This is a genomic window from Streptomyces sp. IBSBF 3136, assembly GCF_036815105.1.
Classification (GTDB): domain Bacteria; phylum Actinomycetota; class Actinomycetes; order Streptomycetales; family Streptomycetaceae; genus Streptomyces.
Window position 1 is genome coordinate 1 of the sequence record NZ_JAJSZC010000057.1, and the last position, 16924, is coordinate 16924.

A 16924-nucleotide genomic window follows, 5' to 3' on the forward strand; every position below is an offset into this window, starting at 1 on the left:
GCTGGACACTGCGCAGCCCGGCGCCCGCCCGTCCCTGGGCCCTGCTCGCCGAACTCACCCACGCCTGCCCGCTGCACTGCCCGTACTGCTCCAATCCGCTCGAACTGGCGCGTAAGTCACGAGAATTGAGCACCGAACAGTGGACGGACGTGCTGCGCCAGGCCGGTGAGTTCGGGATCGTGCACACGCACCTGTCCGGTGGCGAGCCGCTGCTGCGCGACGACCTCGAAACCATCGTCGCCGCCGCCGAATCCGCCCGTCTCTACACCCAGTTGGTCACCAGCGGCACCGGCCTTGACGAGGCCCGGCTGACCGCGCTGACCGGCGCCGGGCTGCGCAGTGTCCAGCTCTCCGTCCAGCACGCCGAGTCCGGCGCCAACGACCGCATCGCCGGACGGCCCTCCTTCGCCGCCAAGGAACGGGCCGCCGCCCTGGTCCGCGCCGCCGGGCTCCCGCTCGGTCTCAACGTCGTACTGCACCGCGACAACCTCGACGCCGTCGACGCCCTCATCGACCTGGGCGTGGCCTGGGGCGTGGACCGCATCGAGCTGGCCAACACCCAGTTCTACGGCTGGGGACTGCTCAACCGGGCCGCGTTGCTGCCCACCCGCGACCAACTCGACCGCGCCGGGGAGACCGTGGCCCGGCGGCGCGCCGAACTCGCCGGTGCCGTCGACCTGGTGTGGGTCGTCCCCGACTACTTCGACGGCGTGGCCAAGCCCTGCATGGGCGGCTGGGGCGCGGTCTCGCTGACCGTCGCGCCCGACGGGACCGCGCTGCCCTGCCCGGCCGCCGCCTCCCTGCCCGACCTCGACCCGCCCAACGTGCGCGACCACTCGCTCGCCTGGATCTGGGAGCGGTCACCGGCGTTCGGCCGCTACCGGGGCACCGACTGGATGACCGGCCCCTGCGGGAGCTGCCCGCGCCGGGAGGAGGACTTCGGCGGCTGCCGCTGCCAGGCCTTCGCACTCACCGGCGACGCGGCCCGCACCGACCCGGCGTGCGCGCTCTCGCCCGACCACGCCCTGGTGCGCGAGCTGACCGACGGCGGCCGGACGGAGCCCCCGCCGTACGTGTACCGGCGGCCCGGCGCGGCACCGGTGCCCGCGCCCGCCCGCACCACGGCCACGGACACCGCCGGACGGACGGCGCCGAACGCGCGATAGCCCCGGCGCGCGGCGCACGGCCCAGAGGAGGGCCGGGCGCCGCGCGCTCGGGGAGGCGTCGCTAAGGTCTGGGCCGGCGGCTCGGCTCCCGGGACGAGGACCCGTCCTCCGGGGGCGCGGCGGTCACCCGTTCGGAGTCGAGGATGTGGGCACCGTACAGATCCTGCAGCCAGTTGGTCTGGTAGATGGTGTCGAGGTAGCGCTCGCCCAGGTCCGGCGCGACGGCCACCGCCGTGAGGCCGCGGGCGTCGTGCCGGGACAGCCAGTCCGTCGCCCCACTGACCACCGTGCCGGTGGAGCCGCCGAACAGGAAGCCCCGGCGGGCCATGCGGTGACAGGTGCGGATGGTGTCCGCCTCCTCCACCCGGATCACCTCGTCGACGTAGGACTCGTCGAGCAGCGGCGGCACCATGCTCATGCCCAGACCGGGAATCATCCGGCGGCCCGGCTCGCCGCCGAACGCCACCGAGCCCACACTGTCGACGGCGACGATCCGCACCGGCCGGTGCCACTGCCGGAAGTAGCGGGCGCAGCCCATCAGGGTCCCCGCGGTGCCCGCGCCGATGAACAGCACGTCCAGCTGCGGGAAGTGGTCGGCGATCTCCGGAGCCGTGGTGCGGTAATGCGCCCGCCAGTTCCCCGCGTTGGTGTACTGACTGAGCCACACGTACCGCTTGTCGGACGCGCACAGCCCCCGGACGTACTCGATCCGGGTGCCGAGGAACCCGCCGTTCGCGTCCAGGTCGGCCACGATGTGCACCTCGCTGCCGAGCGCCTCCATCAGCAGTCTGGTCGACAGATTGCAGCGGGAGTCGGTGACGCACAGGAACCGGTAGCCCTTGCTCGCGGCGATCATGCTGAGCGCGACGCCCAGGTTCCCCGAGGAGGATTCGACGAGGATGGAATTCGGCGTCAGAACTCCGTCCCGCTCGGCGCTCTCCACCATCTCGTTCGCGGCCTTCAACTTGATGGAGCCGGCGAAGTTGAAGCCCTCGCACTTCAGGTAGAGGGGGCATCCGAAGATCGACTCGAGGTCGACGAAGAGACGGCCTTCATTGAAGTCATGGGGAGCGGAAATTACGGGCACGGTGGGCCTCCTGGTACCAGGGCCGAGGTCGACAGCCTCAGCCGTACCGGCGCAGGTCGTGGAAGAAGTCGTCGATGAGGCGGAGGTCGCCCGCCCCTGCTGCTTCGTCGTAGACGTACTTGCCGACGGCGAGGTCGAGGACGCCGAGTCCGAACGGCGAGAAGATCACGGGCCGGTCGGTGGGCGGGGCCGCCCGTCCGCGCATCACGTCGTTGAGGGTGCCGTTGAGGAAGTCGCGGTCCCCGGTGCGCTGTTCGGCCAGGTGCGGGGACGTGTCGGCCTTCAGGCAGTGCTCCACGTCGTCGACGAAGTTCGCCGAGCCCAGCAGGATCTCCGGCGCGAGGTCACGCAGTGAGATGTGCAGCACCAGCGGGTTGTGGCTGAACCACGACGGGTCGCTGACATGGGGTTCACCCGCCACGGTGGCGAAGACCACGAGGTCGCTGGAGCGGACCAGGTCCTCGGCGCGCTCGTGGACGGTGACCTCCGCCGCCGGGTCCGCCTGCCGCAGGTAGCCGCGGAAGCCGTCGGCGCTCTCGGCGGACAGGTCGTGCACGCCGATCGTGTCGAACGTCCAGCCCGTGCCGGCCAGGAAGGTGTGGATGTAGCGGGCGATCAGGCCCGTCCCGAAGAACCCGACACGGCTCGGCCGGGGCCGGGAGCGGCTGAGCCAGTCCGCGGCCAGCGCGGCCGAGGCCGCGGTCCTGGTGGCGCTGATGATGGAGCTCTCCAGGCAGGCGAACGGATAACCCGTCTCGGGGTCGTTGAGGATCAGGACCGCGGAGGCGCGGGGCAGCCCGGTGCGTACGTTGTCCGGGAAGCTGGAGATCCACTTGAGGCCGTCCACGTGCACCGAGCCGCCGACGGAGGCCGGCAGCGCGATGATCCGCGCGTTCGGGCGGTCCGGGAAGCGCAGGAAGTACGACGGCGGGTTGACCGAGTCCCCGGCGCCGTGCAGCCGGTAGGTGGCCTCGACCAGCTCCACGATCTCCTTCTCGCGCCCGCTGAGGGCCCGTTGCACCTGCGTCCCGGAGATCACCGCGAACGAGGGCACCGGGGCGGACTGGGGCGCGGCCGACCGGGCGGCCGCTGACGACGGTCGGGTCATCGCCGGCTCGCCTCCGGGGTCGGGAGGCCGTCGTCCAGGCGGCACGGCTCGGCCATGCCGACGAGCACCTTGCGCTCGCCGGTGAAGGGCTCCCGGCTGTGCGCGGTGCGGATGTTGTCGACGAGCATCAGGTCACCGGCCTGCCACGGCTCGCGCCGGGTGTGCGCCTCGTAGGTGCTGTTCAGCAGCTGGACGACCTCCTCGCCGATCGGACTGCCGTCCCCGTAGCGGGTGTTGAACGGCAGACCGTCCGCGCCGTAGACGTCCGTCATGTACTCGCGCACTTCCGGGTCCAGCGTCCACTCGTTGAGGAAGGCGATCTGGTTGAACCAGCACCGCCGGCCCGTGAGCGGGTGCCGCACGACGGCGCTGCGGCGCTGCTCGGTGCGCAGCGAGCCGTCGGGCCGCCAGGTGAAGTCGATGGCCCGCTCCCGGCAGTAGCGCTCGATCTCGGCGCGGTCCTCCGTGCCGAACGACTCCGCGAGGGAGGCGCCGATCTCGTCGTTGTAGGTGCGGGTCAGCAGCCAGCCCTCACGCTCGAACCGCTCCGTCAGCGCGACGGGCAGCGCCCCCAGCACCTCCTCGGCGTCGGCCACCGCGGTCGCCCCGCCCTGGGCGGGCGCCGTGAGGCACGCGAACAGCATGAGGCCGGGGACTTCCAGCGTGTAGCTCAGTTCGTGGTGCATGCACATCGGCTGGTTGGCCGGCCAGGCGGTCGAGGAGTACAGCCCCTGGCCGTACGCGTCGCGCGGCGCGAACGCCTCCCGCTCCGCCATCAGGCCACCGGCGATGCCCGCGAACAGGGCACCCGTCTGCGGCGCCTCGCGCAGCCCGAGGCCGCGCACGACCAGCGCTCCGTGCTCGGTGACCAGCGCGCGCAGCGACTCGCGGTGCGCGGCCGCCCAGCCCGGCAGGTCCGGTGGGGGATCGACGTGCAGGACCGCGGGTCTGTCCGGCCGCAGCTCCACGTCGAGGGGTGCTGCCAGGGGTGAGGACGACATCTCGGTCTCCCTTTCCGTTGGGACTTCCGTCGGGACTTGCGTCGGGGCTCAGGAGGAGGCCAGCGGGGCCACGACGCCCAGGACGGCCTGGGCCGCCTCGGCCGGGCGGGTGCGGGGGAAGTAGTGGCCGCCGTCGGCGAGTTCGTGCAGGTCCACCTGCTCGGCCAGCAGCAGCCAGTCCCGGTGGCGGGCGGCGTGGCCGGCCGTGTGCGGGTCGTCGGCGGCGACGACCACCGAGACCGGCACGGTCAGCCGGACCGGCGGCGCGCCCTCCAGCGCCTCGCAGAACCAGCGGTGCGCGGACACGCAGTCGTGCCGGTAGGCGGCCCCGATGTGCTCCGCGTGCGCGGCGTTGAGCTCGGCCAGCTCGGTGTAGCCGCTGTCGGCGGTCAGCCGCGCGGCGATCTCGGCGTCGCTGCCGCCGGTCAGTTCACCGATGGCCGCCCGCCGCTCGGCGGCGGTGCCGAGCAGCTGCGCGCCGAGGAACACCCGGGTCACGTCCACCCCGCGCTCCTGGAGCCGGCGCGCCGTATCCAGCGCGGCGGCGGCACCCGACGAGTGGCCCCACAGCATCACCCGGCCCAGGCCGCGCGCGGTGATCTCGTCGGCGACCCGCTCCGCGACCCGCGCGATCGACGCGAACGGCTCGTGCCGGTCGGCCAGGTCGTGCCCGGGCAGGTCCACCGCGAGGACCGCGATGCCGCTGTCCGCCAGCGCGCTCGCCATCGGCTGGTAGTTCACCGCGTTGCCGCCCGCATAGGGGAAGCACACCAGCGTGCTCTCCGGCGTGCCGCCCGGACGCGACAGCGGCTGGAGCAGCTCCGGCCGCCGGCGGGCCGTGCCGTCGAACAGGACGGCCAGGTCGGCGAGGACCGGGTGCCGGGTGATGTCCTTCAGGGACACCGCCCGGTCGAGCGCGATGGTGAGCCTGACGGCCGACAGGGAGGTGCCGCCGGACTCGAAGAAGTGGTCCTGGCGGCCGATCCGGTGCTCGGGCACGCCCAGCACGTCGGCCCAGGCCGCGGCGAGCTTCCGCTCGGTCGGCGTGCGCGGGGCGCGGTCGGGCTCCGCCGGCGCGTCGCCCCCGTCGTCCGGCGCGGTGCGTTCGGCCAGCGCGGTCAGGGCCTTGCGGTCGGTCTTGCCGTTGGCGGTCAGCGGCAGGCCGTCCTGCCAGTGGAAGGCCGAGGGGACCATGTAGGCGGGCAGGACCCGGCCGAGGGCCGCGCGCAGCGCGTCCGGCTCCAGCACCTCGCCCGTGTAGAAGGCGATCAGGTGCTTGCCGCCGTCGGCCCGTTCGGCGCAGACCACCGAGCCGTCCCGCACCCCGGCCACCCGCAGCAGGGCGTTCTCGATCTCACCGATCTCGATGCGGAAGCCGCGGATCTTGACCTGGTTGTCCCGCCGGCCGAGGAACTCCAGCTTGCCGCCGGGCTGCCAGCGTCCCCAGTCACCGCCGAGGTAGAGGCGCTCGCCCGGCCGGAAGGGGTCCTCCCGGTACGCCTCACGGGTCCGCTCGGGGTCGTTGACGTACCCCCGGCCCACACAGACACCGGCGAACGCGATCAAGCCCGGGGCGCCGAGCGGCACCAGCGCCAGGTGCTCGTCGACGACATGGACGCGTACGTTGTTGACCGCCCGGCCGAGCAGCACCCGCTCGGGCACCTCGGTCATCACCTCGTGGTTGGTGTCGTCCGACGTCTCGGTCAGCCCGTAGGCGTTGACCAGGGCGATCCCCGGCTGGATCGCGAACCAGCGCTGGACCAGCTCGCGTTTCAGCGCCTCGCCGGTCACCGACACGCACCGCAGGTCCGGCAGCGGGCGCGGGTGCCGTTCCAGGTACGCGGCCACGACCTCCAGGTAGGAGGGCACGAGCTGGGCCACGGCGACCCGGCCGCGGACCAGCGTGTCCACGAACCGCTCGACGTCCACGACCACGTCCTGGCCGACCAGCAGCGTCCGCCCGCCCACGAGCAGCGCGGACACCAGCTGCCACAGCGAGATGTCGAAGCACTGCGGGGCGGTCTGCGCCACCACGCAGCCCTCGCCGATCCCCAGGTCGTCGATCTTGGCGTGCAGATGGTTGAGCAGGCCCGCGTGCTCGCACATCGCACCCTTGGGCTCGCCGGTGGAGCCGGAGGTGAAGTAGATGTAGGCCAGCTGACCGGGATCGACCCGGACACCGAGATCGCCGTCGGTGTGCGGTTCGGCGTACGCGTCGTGGATCAGCAGCCGTCGCGTCCCGGGCAGCGTGGCCAGCGCCTCGTCGAGGGTGCCGGTGCTGCCGGCCTCGGTCAGGACCAGCCGGCAGTCCGCCCGGGACAGCGTCGCGGCGACGCGCTCGGCCGGGAAGTGCGGCTCGACCGGCAGGTACACACCGCCCGCCTTGAACACCGCCAGCGTGGCGGCCAGCCAGTCGAGGTGGCGCTCGGTGACCACCGCGACCACGTCCTCGCGGCCGACACCCCGCTCCAGCAGCGCCCGTGCCAGCCGGTTGGCGCGCGCGTTGAGTTCCGCGTACGTCCACTCCCGCTCACCGTACACGGCCGCCACCGCGTCGGGACGCTCCCGCACCCGCGCTTCGAACAGCTCATGGGCGCGGGCGTCCGGCAACGGCCGGTGCGGCCCGGCGAGACCGTCCAGCTGCTCGCGCACCTCGTCGGCCGACAGCAGGCTCTGCCGCGCGTGCTCGGCGTCCACGTCGGCGGTCATCAGCCGCAGCGCCGTCAGGTGGTAGCCACCGATCCGCGCGGCCGCCCCGGCGTCCAGCAGGTCCGTGCGGTAGCGCAGGCGCAGCCTGAGCCGTCCGTCCTTGTCGGACCAGCGGACGTGCAGGGCACCGCGGCCGGCCGGGGTGTCCGCGGCCTCCATCGGACCGCAGACCACCTCGTACGGCGGCTCCGCCGCGCCCAGCTCACGGCGCAGCTCCTCCACCGGGTACTCCCGGTGGGCCAGCACCTCGGCCTCGGCGTGCCGCGCGGCCGAGACCAGCGCGCTCCACGACCCGGCGGGCACCACCAGGCGGCACGGCAGCGGCTCGCCCCGCAGCCCGGCGGCGTACCCCGTCACCACCTCGTTCTCGCCGGACAGCACGGCCAGCACCTTGGCGTGGGCGGCCAGCAGCAGCACGCTGACCGGCACGCCGAGGCGCCGCTCCAGCGCCCGTGCCGCGTCCGTCACGCCGTCCGGGACCACGACCTCGTGCTCGCCCGAGCCCGGGACGGGCCGCTCCACCCATCGCGGCACCGCGGTGGCACCGCCGGCGGTCAGCACCCCGCGCCAGAACTCGCGGTCCGCTTCCACGTGCGTTCCCATCGAATGGCCTTCCTCAGCTCTCGGTCGTCAGCCTTCGGTCGTCGGCGCCGGGTCGTCAGCTCTCGGTCGTCAGCTCTCGGTTCGTCGGCTCTGGGTCGTCAGCCATCGGGCGTCAGCTTCCGGTGCGCGGGGGTGTCGGCCGCGGCCGGCGCGGCGGCCCGGCCGATGCCGGGGTGCTGCTCCGCCGGGTCCGGCATGTCGACGGCGGGATTGCCGCCCCACCGGGCGTACGCGGGCACCTCCTCGCCCTTCATCAGGAAGGAGTCGGGCGCCAGCACCGCGCCGTCGCCGAGCGTCACGCCGTAGTGCACGTGGGAGCCGACGCCCAGCGTGCAGCCGGCACCGAGCGTGGTGACGTCGGACTTGAAGGTGCCGTCCTCCTGCGAGTGGCACTGGACCTTGCTGCCGACGTTCAGGGTGCACGCGTCACCGATGGTGGTGAGCGTCCGCTCGGTCATGTAGCAGCCGTCGTCGAAGACCGCGCGTCCCATGCGCGCCCCGAGCAGCCGCCAGACCAGGCTCTTGAAGGGCGTGCCGTTGAAGATGTTGAGGTGCCGGTCCGGGACCTTCCACAGCCGTTCGTGCCACCAGAAGTACGGGTCGTAGATGGAGCACAGCCGCGGGCGCAGGGCGCGGAACGAGGTGATGCAGCGTTCCAGCAGGACGTAGTAGGCGGTCGAGAACGCGAGCGTGATCGCCAGGTAGCCGGCGATCACCACGTGCCCGAGCACGCCGTACAGGTCCACGGAGATGAGCGCGAACAGCGTGAGCGCGAAGGTGTGCAGCCAGCGGACGAAGAGCATCAGGGCCATCGAACGCAGGTTGTAGCGGTTCTTCGCGGCCAGCCGGCGGACGTGGGTGCGACCGGTCCGCAGGTGGTCGAACCGGGTGTCACGGTCCACCGAGCGGGGGATCTCGAAGCACGGCGAGCCGAGCAGTCCCACGCCCGTGCGGACCTCGCCGTCGATCGGCACCATCACCTTCGTCGCGAGCAGGCAGTCGTCGCCGGTCCGGCCGCCGGCGGGATAGGCGATGTTGTTGCCCAGGAAGTTGTGCGCGCCGATCGACGCCCGGGACAGCCGGAACGAGGTGCTGGAGTAGTCCGCGTTCACCACGGAGAGGCCGTCGGCGATCATCGTGCCGCTGCCGACCGAGACCAGCAGTGGGGTCTCGTGCTGCACCTCGGTACCGAAGTTCGAACCGGTCTGCTCGACCTGCGACAGGTCGTAGCCGAGCCCGCGGAGGTAGTGCACGATGTAGGAGCTGTCGCCGCACAGCCAGGCGAAGAACCTGATGTTCGTCAGGCGTGCCGTCGCCCGGTGCGCCGCGTACCGGAACCCGTAGAGCGGGTAGACCCGGTCCGGCCGGACGACCAGGGCCAGCAGGCGCGGCACCGTGTACAGCACGGCGAGGCCCAGGATCACGAAGCCGCAGAAAAGGGCCAGCGACAGGGTCAGCGCGTCAGAGACCAGCTCCGGCCGGGACAGCGCGGCCGTCTGCGGGTCGAGCCGCTTGCCGATCGCCGGTACGGCGGTGAACAGGATGTACACCCCGCCCACGGCCAGCGGGATGTACAGGAGGAACAGCTGCACCAGCGTGACGAGACCGAACCAGGCCCGCCGGCCGGAGCCGCAGGCCGCCGCGGGTACCCGCAGGTAGTCGGTGTCGGCGGGCTGAGCCGGCGAGCCGTGCCAGCGTTCACCGTCCGGGACCGCCTGGCCCCGGTACAGGGCGGACGAGTGGCCGAGCTGTGCGCCGTCGCCGATCGAGGCGTCGATGTCCACCACGGTCTTCTCGCCGACGAACGCGTCGCGGCCGAACGTGACCCGGCCGGTCTGGATGCGGCCCGCGTGCGCCCGGTAGCCGAGGAAGAAGGAGTCCTTGCGGATCACCGTGCCCGCGCCGATCGTCAGCAGGTCGGTGCATACGGGTACGGAGTGGGACAGGATGGTGACACCCTTGCCGATCCGGGCGCCCAGCGCCCGCAGGTACCAGACGTACAGCGGATTCCCGATGAACAGCAGCACCGGATTCGCGTGCAGCAGCACCTTCACGAGCCAGAAGCGCAGATACGACAGGCTCCAGACGGGGAAGTCGCCGGGCTTCCAGCGGCCGACGAGAACCCATTTGGCGAGGACCGGGAACGCGCACAGGGCGATGAACCCGAGGTCGCCGAAGACGAGGGACCGCAGATAGACGTCGGCCGGGCCGGAGCCGGCGGCGACCCACTCGTAGCCGGCGGCGGTCACGTACCCGGCGACCACGGAGTACGCCAGGAAGAACAGCAACTGGGCCGTGCCGCACAGCAGATGGTGCGACCGGTGCGGGGCCGTCGCCGTCCCCGGGGACGGCCCGCGCGCCGGCGCCGACGGTTCGGCGGCGGGTGCGGAGACCGGCGGGGCGACCGGGGCGGACTGCGCGAGGGCGGCCGCCAGGCTCCGGATCGTGGGGTGCCGGTAGATGTCCTTCATGGACGGCGACGGCAGGTCCGCCCGTTTCCTGACCCGGGCACAGAACTGGGCCATCACCAGGGAGTTGGCACCGAGGTCGTCGAAGAAGTGACCGTCGACCGCGACCCGTTCCGTCTGGATCACGTCGGCCAGGGCATCCGCGAGCGCTGTCTCGATGCCGGTCCCTGCCGGGCCGGCGTCGCTCCGTCCGGTGACGGCGCGTTCGCCCGGCCCGGTTATATGGACCTCGGAGGACTGCTCCACCATGCGAACTCCTGGGAGGACGTCTGGGTCGCCGAGAACCGCCGGTGGCGGGTTCCGGGGACCTCGGACACAGAAGGCAGGACCACCGAGCCGTCGGGCTCGAGGGGCGTGCTTTTCACTGATCACGAACCGCCGCGTTCAGTCTCGGTCGGCTCCTGGCGCCCTGCCACTTCGCACCGGCCGCCCGTTCGGGCGGTCAACGCCCCACGGGCCCGTGTTCCCGGGCCCCCGGCAGCGGCGGGCCCCGCGGCGGATCACCCGAATGGGGGCGGCGGTGGGGTCACAGCGGGCCCTCGGCTCCGTCACGGCGGGCCCTCGGTCGTGTGGCGGCGCCCTCGGTCCTGTCTCAACGCATCGGTCGGGTCACGGTGCGTGCGGAGGTCTCGCCTCCGCCCGGGCGGGTACCCGGTGCCGCACACACGCACGGGCCGGGCAGCGGCCCGGTGCCTCGACAGCGGCAAGGAGGAAGGCATGAGCACGGTCAGGAAATCCGTCGACGTCGACGTCCCCGTCCACACCGCCTACAACCAGTGGACCCAGTTCGAGGACTTCCCGAACTTCATGGAGGGCGTCGAGGAGGTCCGGCAGCTCGACGACCGGCACAACCACTGGACCACCAAGATCGGCGGAGTGCGGCGGGAGTTCGACACCGAGATCGTCGACCAGCTGCCCGACGACCGGATCACCTGGCGGGCCGTCGACGGCGACACCCAGCAGCGCGGATCGGTGCGGTTCGAACGCCTGGACGACGGACACACCCGGGTCGAACTGACTATGGAGATCGAGCCGAGCGGCATCGCCGAGAAGAGCGGCGACATGCTCGGCGTGATCGACCGGCGGGTCAAGGGAGACCTGCACCGCTTCAAGGACTACATCGAGAAGCACGGCGAGAGCGGTTCCTGGCGCGGACGCATCCGTCCCGGCGACCCCGGCACGACCCTCTGACCCACCGCCGCGGCGCCGCCGCCGCACCTCCGCCGCGCCGTCCCGCACGCCCGGACCCCCGGGGTGCGGGGCGGCGCGCTGGTGTGCGGGCCCAGGCGCACATGCCGTCGTCCTGGCCGACGGCCTTCCGGAACGCCTCCCGGCTCTCGCCCCAGAACGTCGTCCAGGCGATCACCAGGTCGCAGGAGTGGTCGCCGACGCCCGAGGTGCCGAAGTCGTACCGACACCCATGACCGGCCGGTGGAGTACGTCCACTCGATCTACCGCGGAGACCGCCACCGCATCGTCTCCCGCCTCACCCTCGGCCGCCGCGCCGTAGCCCCACCGCCCCGAGGGCCACCACCTCGGCATCCCCCCGGGCGACTTCACACACGGCGACCGATCGCCTTTTCCACGCACGGGGTGGTGCAGGACGGCTGGTGAGGCAACCGGGCCCGGCAGCGCACCTGCTGCGTGGACCCGGTGCCTATCAGGTAGGGGGCCACTCCCGGCCGGCGGTCACCTCGTGCGCGACGCGGCGCCATCGGTCCTCCCCGCCGGGCAGGGGCCAGGCCCAGGTGGGTCGTACCGCCGTGTCCAGGTCGCGCAGGCGACGGACGAGCTGCGGGCCGGCGGTGGCGGCGCCGTCCGGGACGGTGGGGCCGTGGACGGCGCGGAGTCCGGCGAAGCGCTCCAGTTCGTACGCGTAGGACGCCACAGCGTCATCGATACCTGCGGCGAGGTCGTCGCGGGGCACCGTGCGGTGCAACTGCAGCAGCGAAGGCTCGACGGACTCGGCGATCGCCGCGGCGAGCCGTGCGTGACCGTCCAGGACCAGGTGGCAGTCGAGGCCGCTGACCCACCACAGGAGGACGGGCGGGAGCGTCCCTTCCCGGGCCTGCTTGCGGTACGCCTTGACCCGGCTGTCGTCCGGACCGGGCATCGGCCGCAGCGGAAGGACCTCCCAAGAGCCGGAGTGGATGAACCAGTCGATGTACCCGTCCGGATGGCCCTCGACGAGCATCGAGGTCCAGTGTTCGGCGTGCGACGTGCCGGCGTGCTTCCAGCGCCTGAGCGGACTCTCGTGCGAGAGCAGCCAGCGGCCGTCGTGCAACGGACCCTCGGACGAGTCGACGAGGTGGCGCGCGAAGCGGTGGGCCCACCGTTCCGGGCTGCCCGCCAGGGCACGCCCCGTGTCGGCACGCAGCGGTGGGACGAAGGAGCGGTACCCGTCGGCGCGCCAGAACTCCACGCCCTCGTCGTGCCGGTCGACCTCGGCGAGCAGCACGGGCCGTTCCCCCTGGGAGAGCAGCAGTCGCGGCCCCGCGCTGAACACGCACAGCCCCGGCCGGGGGCGGTCCCGCGCGTCGAGGGACAGCCCGACCCAGGTGCCGTCGTCCCGTGTGACATCGCCGCGCCGCATACCGAGAGCGTAGACGGCCGGCGCGGGACGCGGACGGCGCCCTCCACCTGCCGGGCCGTCACGGACCGCACACGTGCCTGCTCCGGTGAGAATGAGCCCCATGGACCATCTGCTGCACCTCGACCGCACGCTCGACGAACTGGACCCGCCCCGCTGGGCGCCGCCTGCCGCCGACGCGACTCGACTGGTGCGCACCGTGCACGAGTTGCGGCGCGTGCCCCTGGGCGCACTCGGAGCGGCGGATCTGCGCACGCTCGTGGCACAGCGGGTGGCGCTCCCGTTCGTCCTCCCCCTCGCCGTGCGCCTGCTGATCGAGGAACCGCTGCTCGACGCCTGGTTCTACGAGGGCGACTTGCTGCTCACCGCCGTCAACGCGCCTGCCTCCGCCTGGGCGTTGCTGCCGGAACACGCGGCACGGCTGCGAGCCGTGATCACGCGGCTTCCGGCGGCGGAGGTCGCCGACCTGCCGCGCGGGGCCGCCGAGGAACTCGCCCGCTTCTCGGCGGGAGCCGGCCCGCTCGGCTGACCCGTGTACAGCGCGGGAGCGCCGGCCCGCCCCGTGCTACGGCGAGGGGGGCAGGTGCGGGGAGCGGAGCACGAGCAGGGTGATCTCGCTGGGGGCGAAGACGCGGAACGGCGGGCCCCAGAAGCCGGTGCCGCGGCTGGTGTAGAGGAGGGTGCGCGCGCCGTGGCGGCTGAGGCCGGCGAGGGCCGGCTGGTCGATGCGGACCAGGTGGTGGAAGGGCCAGATCTGGCCGCCGTGGGTGTGGCCGGAGAGCTGGAGGTCGATGCCTTCGGCTGCCGCCCGGTCGACGAACTTGGGCTGGTGCGCCAGGAGCAGGACGGGCAGGTCGGGGTCCGCGCCGTTCAGGGCTCCGGCGAGGTGGGCGCGGTGGCCCTCCAGGCCGGAGGACTCGGCGGTGACGTCGTCCACGCCCGCTACCACGAGGGTGTCGCCTCCGCGTTCCAGCAGCAGATGCCGGTTGCGCAGCGGTTCCCAGCCCAGCTCGTCCATCAGATCGACCCAGCCCTGGGCCTCGCTGTAGTACTCGTGGTTGCCGGTGACGTACACACGGGCCCGGGTGGCCCGCACGGTCCCGAGCGGGACGGCCTGCGCCCGGCGGCGTTCGGCCGTGCCGTCCGCGATGTCGCCGGTGTGGCAGACCAGGTCGGCTTCCAGAGTGTTCACCGTCTCGCACACCCGCTCCGACCAGCGAGCGCGATCGAGCGGACCGTAGTGGGTGTCGGTGACGAGGACGACCCGGAGGCCGTCCAGCCCGGCACCCAGTCGTGGGAGTCGCACATCGAGTCGGCGCACGCGCGGCACGCGGCGGGCCTCGGCGTACCCCCAGGCGAGCAGTACTGCGCTCACGCCGAGGACGGCCCAGGTGACGATGCGGGCACGGTCCTCGCTCCCGCCGACGCCGGCCACGGTCAGGGCGAGTCGCAGGAGGACGCCGAGCAGCACGGACCAGGTGAACAGGACCCAGCTGGTGCCGAGCAGGGTGTCACCGATGATCGCGGCCCGGTCCCGCTGGCGCCGGCCGTGGCCGCGCATCATCGCGAGCGGCATGCCGATGAGGCCGAGGGCGAACAGGGCGGTGCCGGCCGGCGTGACGGGCAGCGGCCAGTGCTGGCCGCCGTAGAGCAGCACCCCGCAGGGCACGGCCCACAGCAGGACGGGGGCGATGAGGGGGAGGTAGCGCATCAGGCGGTGCAGCCGGCTCGGCCGCTGCGCCTCCGCCTCACCCTCGGCGGGCCATGCCAGGGCAGCACGGGATCGGCAGTCGACCCGTGCAACAGAGCAACCCCAGGCCGCTGACCTGGGGTTGTCGGGTGTTGGTTTTCAGACCTGGTCTGTCGATTTCAGGACCGATCCGAGTGAAAGGAGACCCATCGCTTGGCAGATCGCGTCTTTACCGATCGACAATGGGTTGCAAGTGGAGAGGTTCGAGTCATTGCTTGGTGCTGCCGAGCAGGCCGCTCACGTTCAGGACCTCGTGACAGCCCTTTGCCCGAAGGCCGGTGGCCGGGGTGCCGGGCTTGTTGCAGGTCACCTCGATGGACACGGCGTCGCCCTCGGGGATCTTGATGGGGGTGACCCAGTGATAGTCCTGGTTGCGGAAGGTCTCCATCGCGATAGTGGTGATCTTGCGGTCGCCGAAGGAGATCGTCAACACCCCTTCGTCGCCCTGGAAGTTGGCGACGACGATGTCCGTGACCCCGAGGATGCTGTCCTTGGGCACCGTGTAGGTGCCGGTCTTGGTCTCCCCGCTCGCCGCCTGCACGTCGATGGTCTGCGAGCTCTGCTGGCCGCTGCCGTTGCCGGTCGAGGTGCCGCCGCCACCGCCCGACCTGCCGCCGCCACCGCCGCCCGAGCTGGCGCCGCCCGCTCCGGCCGACGCGCCCGACCCCTGGGTGCCGGGACCGGCCGAACCGGCGCCGCTGCCGGGAGTCCGCTGTCCGGCGGGCGTGGGCCGTGCCTGGACCGCCTCGTCGGCCGCGTCCTTGGCTGCGCTGCGCACGGCCGGACGGACCAGTGCGAACCAGGCGATCAGCAGTGCGAGCAGCGCGGCAAGCAGTGCGAGCAGCCACTTGGGGAAGATCGGGATCTGGACGAACTCGGCGTCCAGCGGCGTCCGGACAGTGGTGTCGTACGAGCCGGGTTGTTCGTCCTGGTCCCGGTCGTCGGTGGTGTCGACGGTGAACGGCCACACCACCGGGGAGCCGAACCACACCGGTTTGCCGGTGCGGACGCGCAGTCCGACCTCCGCCGATTCGCCGGGCTCCAGCTTCGGCTTCGCCGGGGTGAAGGCGAACGCCAGCTCCTCGCCGGCCTGGCCGGGGGTGAAGCACACCTGCGCCGGGGTGTTGCCCTGGTTCTGGGCCGCCAGCCGGTAGCGACCGCGCAGCCAGCCGCGCCGGCGGCGCGGTGCCAGCTCGGTGCGCAGCTCGCGGAACTCCTCGATGTGCACGGTGGTTTCGAGGACCTGCACCGCATCGGGGTGCTCGGCCGGCAGGACCCGCACACCCAGCGGCATCTCGCCGGCCCGGATCTCCGGGGAGCGCGGCGGCTCCAGACGGAGCGTCACCGTTTCGGAGGTGCCGGGGTAGAGCGAGACCCGGGCGGGTTCGACGGTGGTCCAGGAGGCGCAGTCCCCGACGACCTCCAGGCTGTACGCCTCGACGATGTCGCTGTCGTTGCGGACGGTCAGAGTTGTCGTGGTGGTGTCACCCGGTGTCACGGTCACGGCCGGGATGTCGAGGCCGGGCGCACCAGGGCCGGAAGAGGCTGCGGAAGGCGTCACGCCTACCACCGTAGAAACACGTCCGGGCGTGCGGCGAGGAACGCGAGGGCAAGACGCGGGCAGTCGCGATGCCCCGACAGTCACCGTCAACTCTCGTGTATTCAGCGGGCATTGATGTTTCCCGTCGCAGCCCGCGCGCCGCCCTCCGGTGCTCGCCACGTCCCAGCGCCCAGCCCCCCACGAATTCATGAAACAGGTAAAACTCCCATGTCCTGTGCACAAGACAAGAGCCTGCCCGGACACCGGAGCCGGGTGACGGTGGCCGTGTACGCCGCCGATCCGGTCCTGCGGGTCGGCGTCGTCCACCAGCTGCGCCAGCGCCCCGAGGTCGACCTGCTCGACGACGCCGACGCGGAGCGGGCCCAGGCGTCACTGGTGGTCGTGGACACCGTGGACGACGACGTGACGGCCCTGCTGGACCGGTTGCGGCTCAACACCGCCACCCGCACCGGCCTCGTGGTCGGCGCCCTCGGATCCGGCGCGCTGCAACGCGTCATAGAGTGCGGCGTCGCGGCGGTGCTGCGGCGCTCCGACGCGCACCAGGACCAACTTCTCCAGCTGGTCCAGGCGATAGCCAACGGGGAGGGTGTGCTCCCCGGCGACCTGCTCGGCAAGCTGCTCAGCCATGTGAGCAGCCTCCAGCGCTCGGCGCTCGACCCGCGGGGCCTGTCGCTGTCCACGCTGACCACGCGCGAGGCGGACATGCTGCGCCTGGTGTCGGAGGGCTTGGACACCGCGGAGATCGCCCGCAAGACCTCGTACTCGGAACGGACTGTCAAGAACGTCCTGCACGAGATAATCACGCGCCTCCAACTGCGCAACCGAGCCCACGCGGTGGGCTACGCACTGCGCAACGGACTGATCTGACACCGGCGTTGACG

At 72.3% G+C, this 16924-nt stretch carries 12 protein-coding genes and 2 pseudogenes; 5 read left to right on the forward strand and 9 right to left on the reverse strand.

Annotated features, from left to right (window positions below):
- Positions 1-8: 8 nt before the first annotated feature.
- A complete protein-coding gene (gene pqqE, locus V7E45_RS14915; protein WP_333774653.1) occupies positions 9-1166 on the forward strand; it encodes a pyrroloquinoline quinone biosynthesis protein PqqE in 1158 nt (385 codons plus the stop codon).
- A gap of 61 nt (positions 1167-1227) precedes the next feature.
- Here pqqE and sbnA read toward each other — a convergent pair whose 3' ends face one another.
- From sbnA to V7E45_RS14940, 5 genes are all read right to left on the reverse strand, one after another.
- Positions 1228-2253, reverse strand: a complete 1026-nt coding sequence (gene sbnA, locus V7E45_RS14920; RefSeq protein WP_333774633.1) for a 2,3-diaminopropionate biosynthesis protein SbnA — start codon at positions 2251-2253, stop codon at positions 1228-1230.
- 37 nt (positions 2254-2290) lie between these two features.
- Positions 2291-3361 (reverse strand): 2,3-diaminopropionate biosynthesis protein SbnB, encoded by a 1071-nt coding sequence (gene sbnB / locus V7E45_RS14925; RefSeq protein ID WP_333774634.1) that lies wholly within the window; start codon positions 3359-3361, stop codon positions 2291-2293.
- Positions 3358-4362: a TauD/TfdA family dioxygenase gene (locus V7E45_RS14930; protein ID WP_333774635.1), complete on the reverse strand. Its 1005-nt coding sequence runs from the start codon at positions 4360-4362 to the stop codon at positions 3358-3360. The genes sbnB and V7E45_RS14930 overlap by 4 nt, the downstream gene beginning before the upstream one ends.
- 48 nt (positions 4363-4410) lie before the next feature.
- Positions 4411-7674: a non-ribosomal peptide synthetase gene (locus V7E45_RS14935; RefSeq protein ID WP_333774636.1), complete on the reverse strand. Its 3264-nt coding sequence runs from the start codon at positions 7672-7674 to the stop codon at positions 4411-4413.
- Positions 7675-7772: 98 nt separating this feature from the next.
- On the reverse strand, positions 7773-10391 hold the full coding sequence (locus V7E45_RS14940; RefSeq protein ID WP_333774637.1) for a Pls/PosA family non-ribosomal peptide synthetase: 2619 nt from the start codon (positions 10389-10391) through the stop codon (positions 7773-7775).
- A gap of 468 nt (positions 10392-10859) precedes the next feature.
- Here V7E45_RS14940 and V7E45_RS14945 point away from each other — a divergent pair, with 468 nt between their 5' ends.
- Positions 10860-11333 (forward strand): SRPBCC family protein, encoded by a 474-nt coding sequence (locus V7E45_RS14945; RefSeq protein WP_333774638.1) that lies wholly within the window; start codon positions 10860-10862, stop codon positions 11331-11333.
- Positions 11334-11418: 85 nt separating this feature from the next.
- Here the strand turns inward: V7E45_RS14945 and V7E45_RS14950 are convergent.
- A pseudogene (locus tag V7E45_RS14950) lies at positions 11419-11550 on the reverse strand (acetyltransferase); the annotation flags it as partial.
- Between V7E45_RS14950 and V7E45_RS40615 the strand changes: the two are divergent.
- Positions 11544-11756: pseudogene (locus tag V7E45_RS40615) on the forward strand (GntR family transcriptional regulator); the annotation flags it as partial. The pseudogenes V7E45_RS14950 and V7E45_RS40615 sit on opposite strands and share 7 nt — an antisense overlap.
- Positions 11757-11802: 46 nt before the next feature.
- Here the strand turns inward: V7E45_RS40615 and V7E45_RS14955 are convergent.
- Entirely contained in the window at positions 11803-12735 is a 933-nt protein-coding gene (locus V7E45_RS14955; RefSeq protein WP_333774639.1) for a hypothetical protein, read from the reverse strand.
- 100 nt (positions 12736-12835) lie between these two features.
- Between V7E45_RS14955 and V7E45_RS14960 the strand changes: the two genes are divergently transcribed.
- On the forward strand, positions 12836-13261 hold the full coding sequence (locus V7E45_RS14960; RefSeq protein WP_333774640.1) for a contact-dependent growth inhibition system immunity protein: 426 nt from the start codon (positions 12836-12838) through the stop codon (positions 13259-13261).
- 36 nt (positions 13262-13297) lie between these two features.
- On the opposite strand, the gene V7E45_RS14965 is transcribed toward V7E45_RS14960, so the two are convergent.
- A complete protein-coding gene (locus V7E45_RS14965; RefSeq protein ID WP_333774641.1) occupies positions 13298-14443 on the reverse strand; it encodes a metallophosphoesterase in 1146 nt (381 codons plus the stop codon).
- 247 nt (positions 14444-14690) lie between these two features.
- Entirely contained in the window at positions 14691-16043 is a 1353-nt protein-coding gene (locus V7E45_RS14970; RefSeq protein ID WP_443056045.1) for a COG1470 family protein, read from the reverse strand.
- 207 nt (positions 16044-16250) lie between these two features.
- Between V7E45_RS14970 and V7E45_RS14975 the strand changes: the two genes are divergently transcribed.
- On the forward strand, positions 16251-16910 hold the full coding sequence (locus V7E45_RS14975; RefSeq protein ID WP_333774642.1) for a helix-turn-helix transcriptional regulator: 660 nt from the start codon (positions 16251-16253) through the stop codon (positions 16908-16910).
- The last annotated feature ends 14 nt before the right edge of the window (positions 16911-16924 follow it).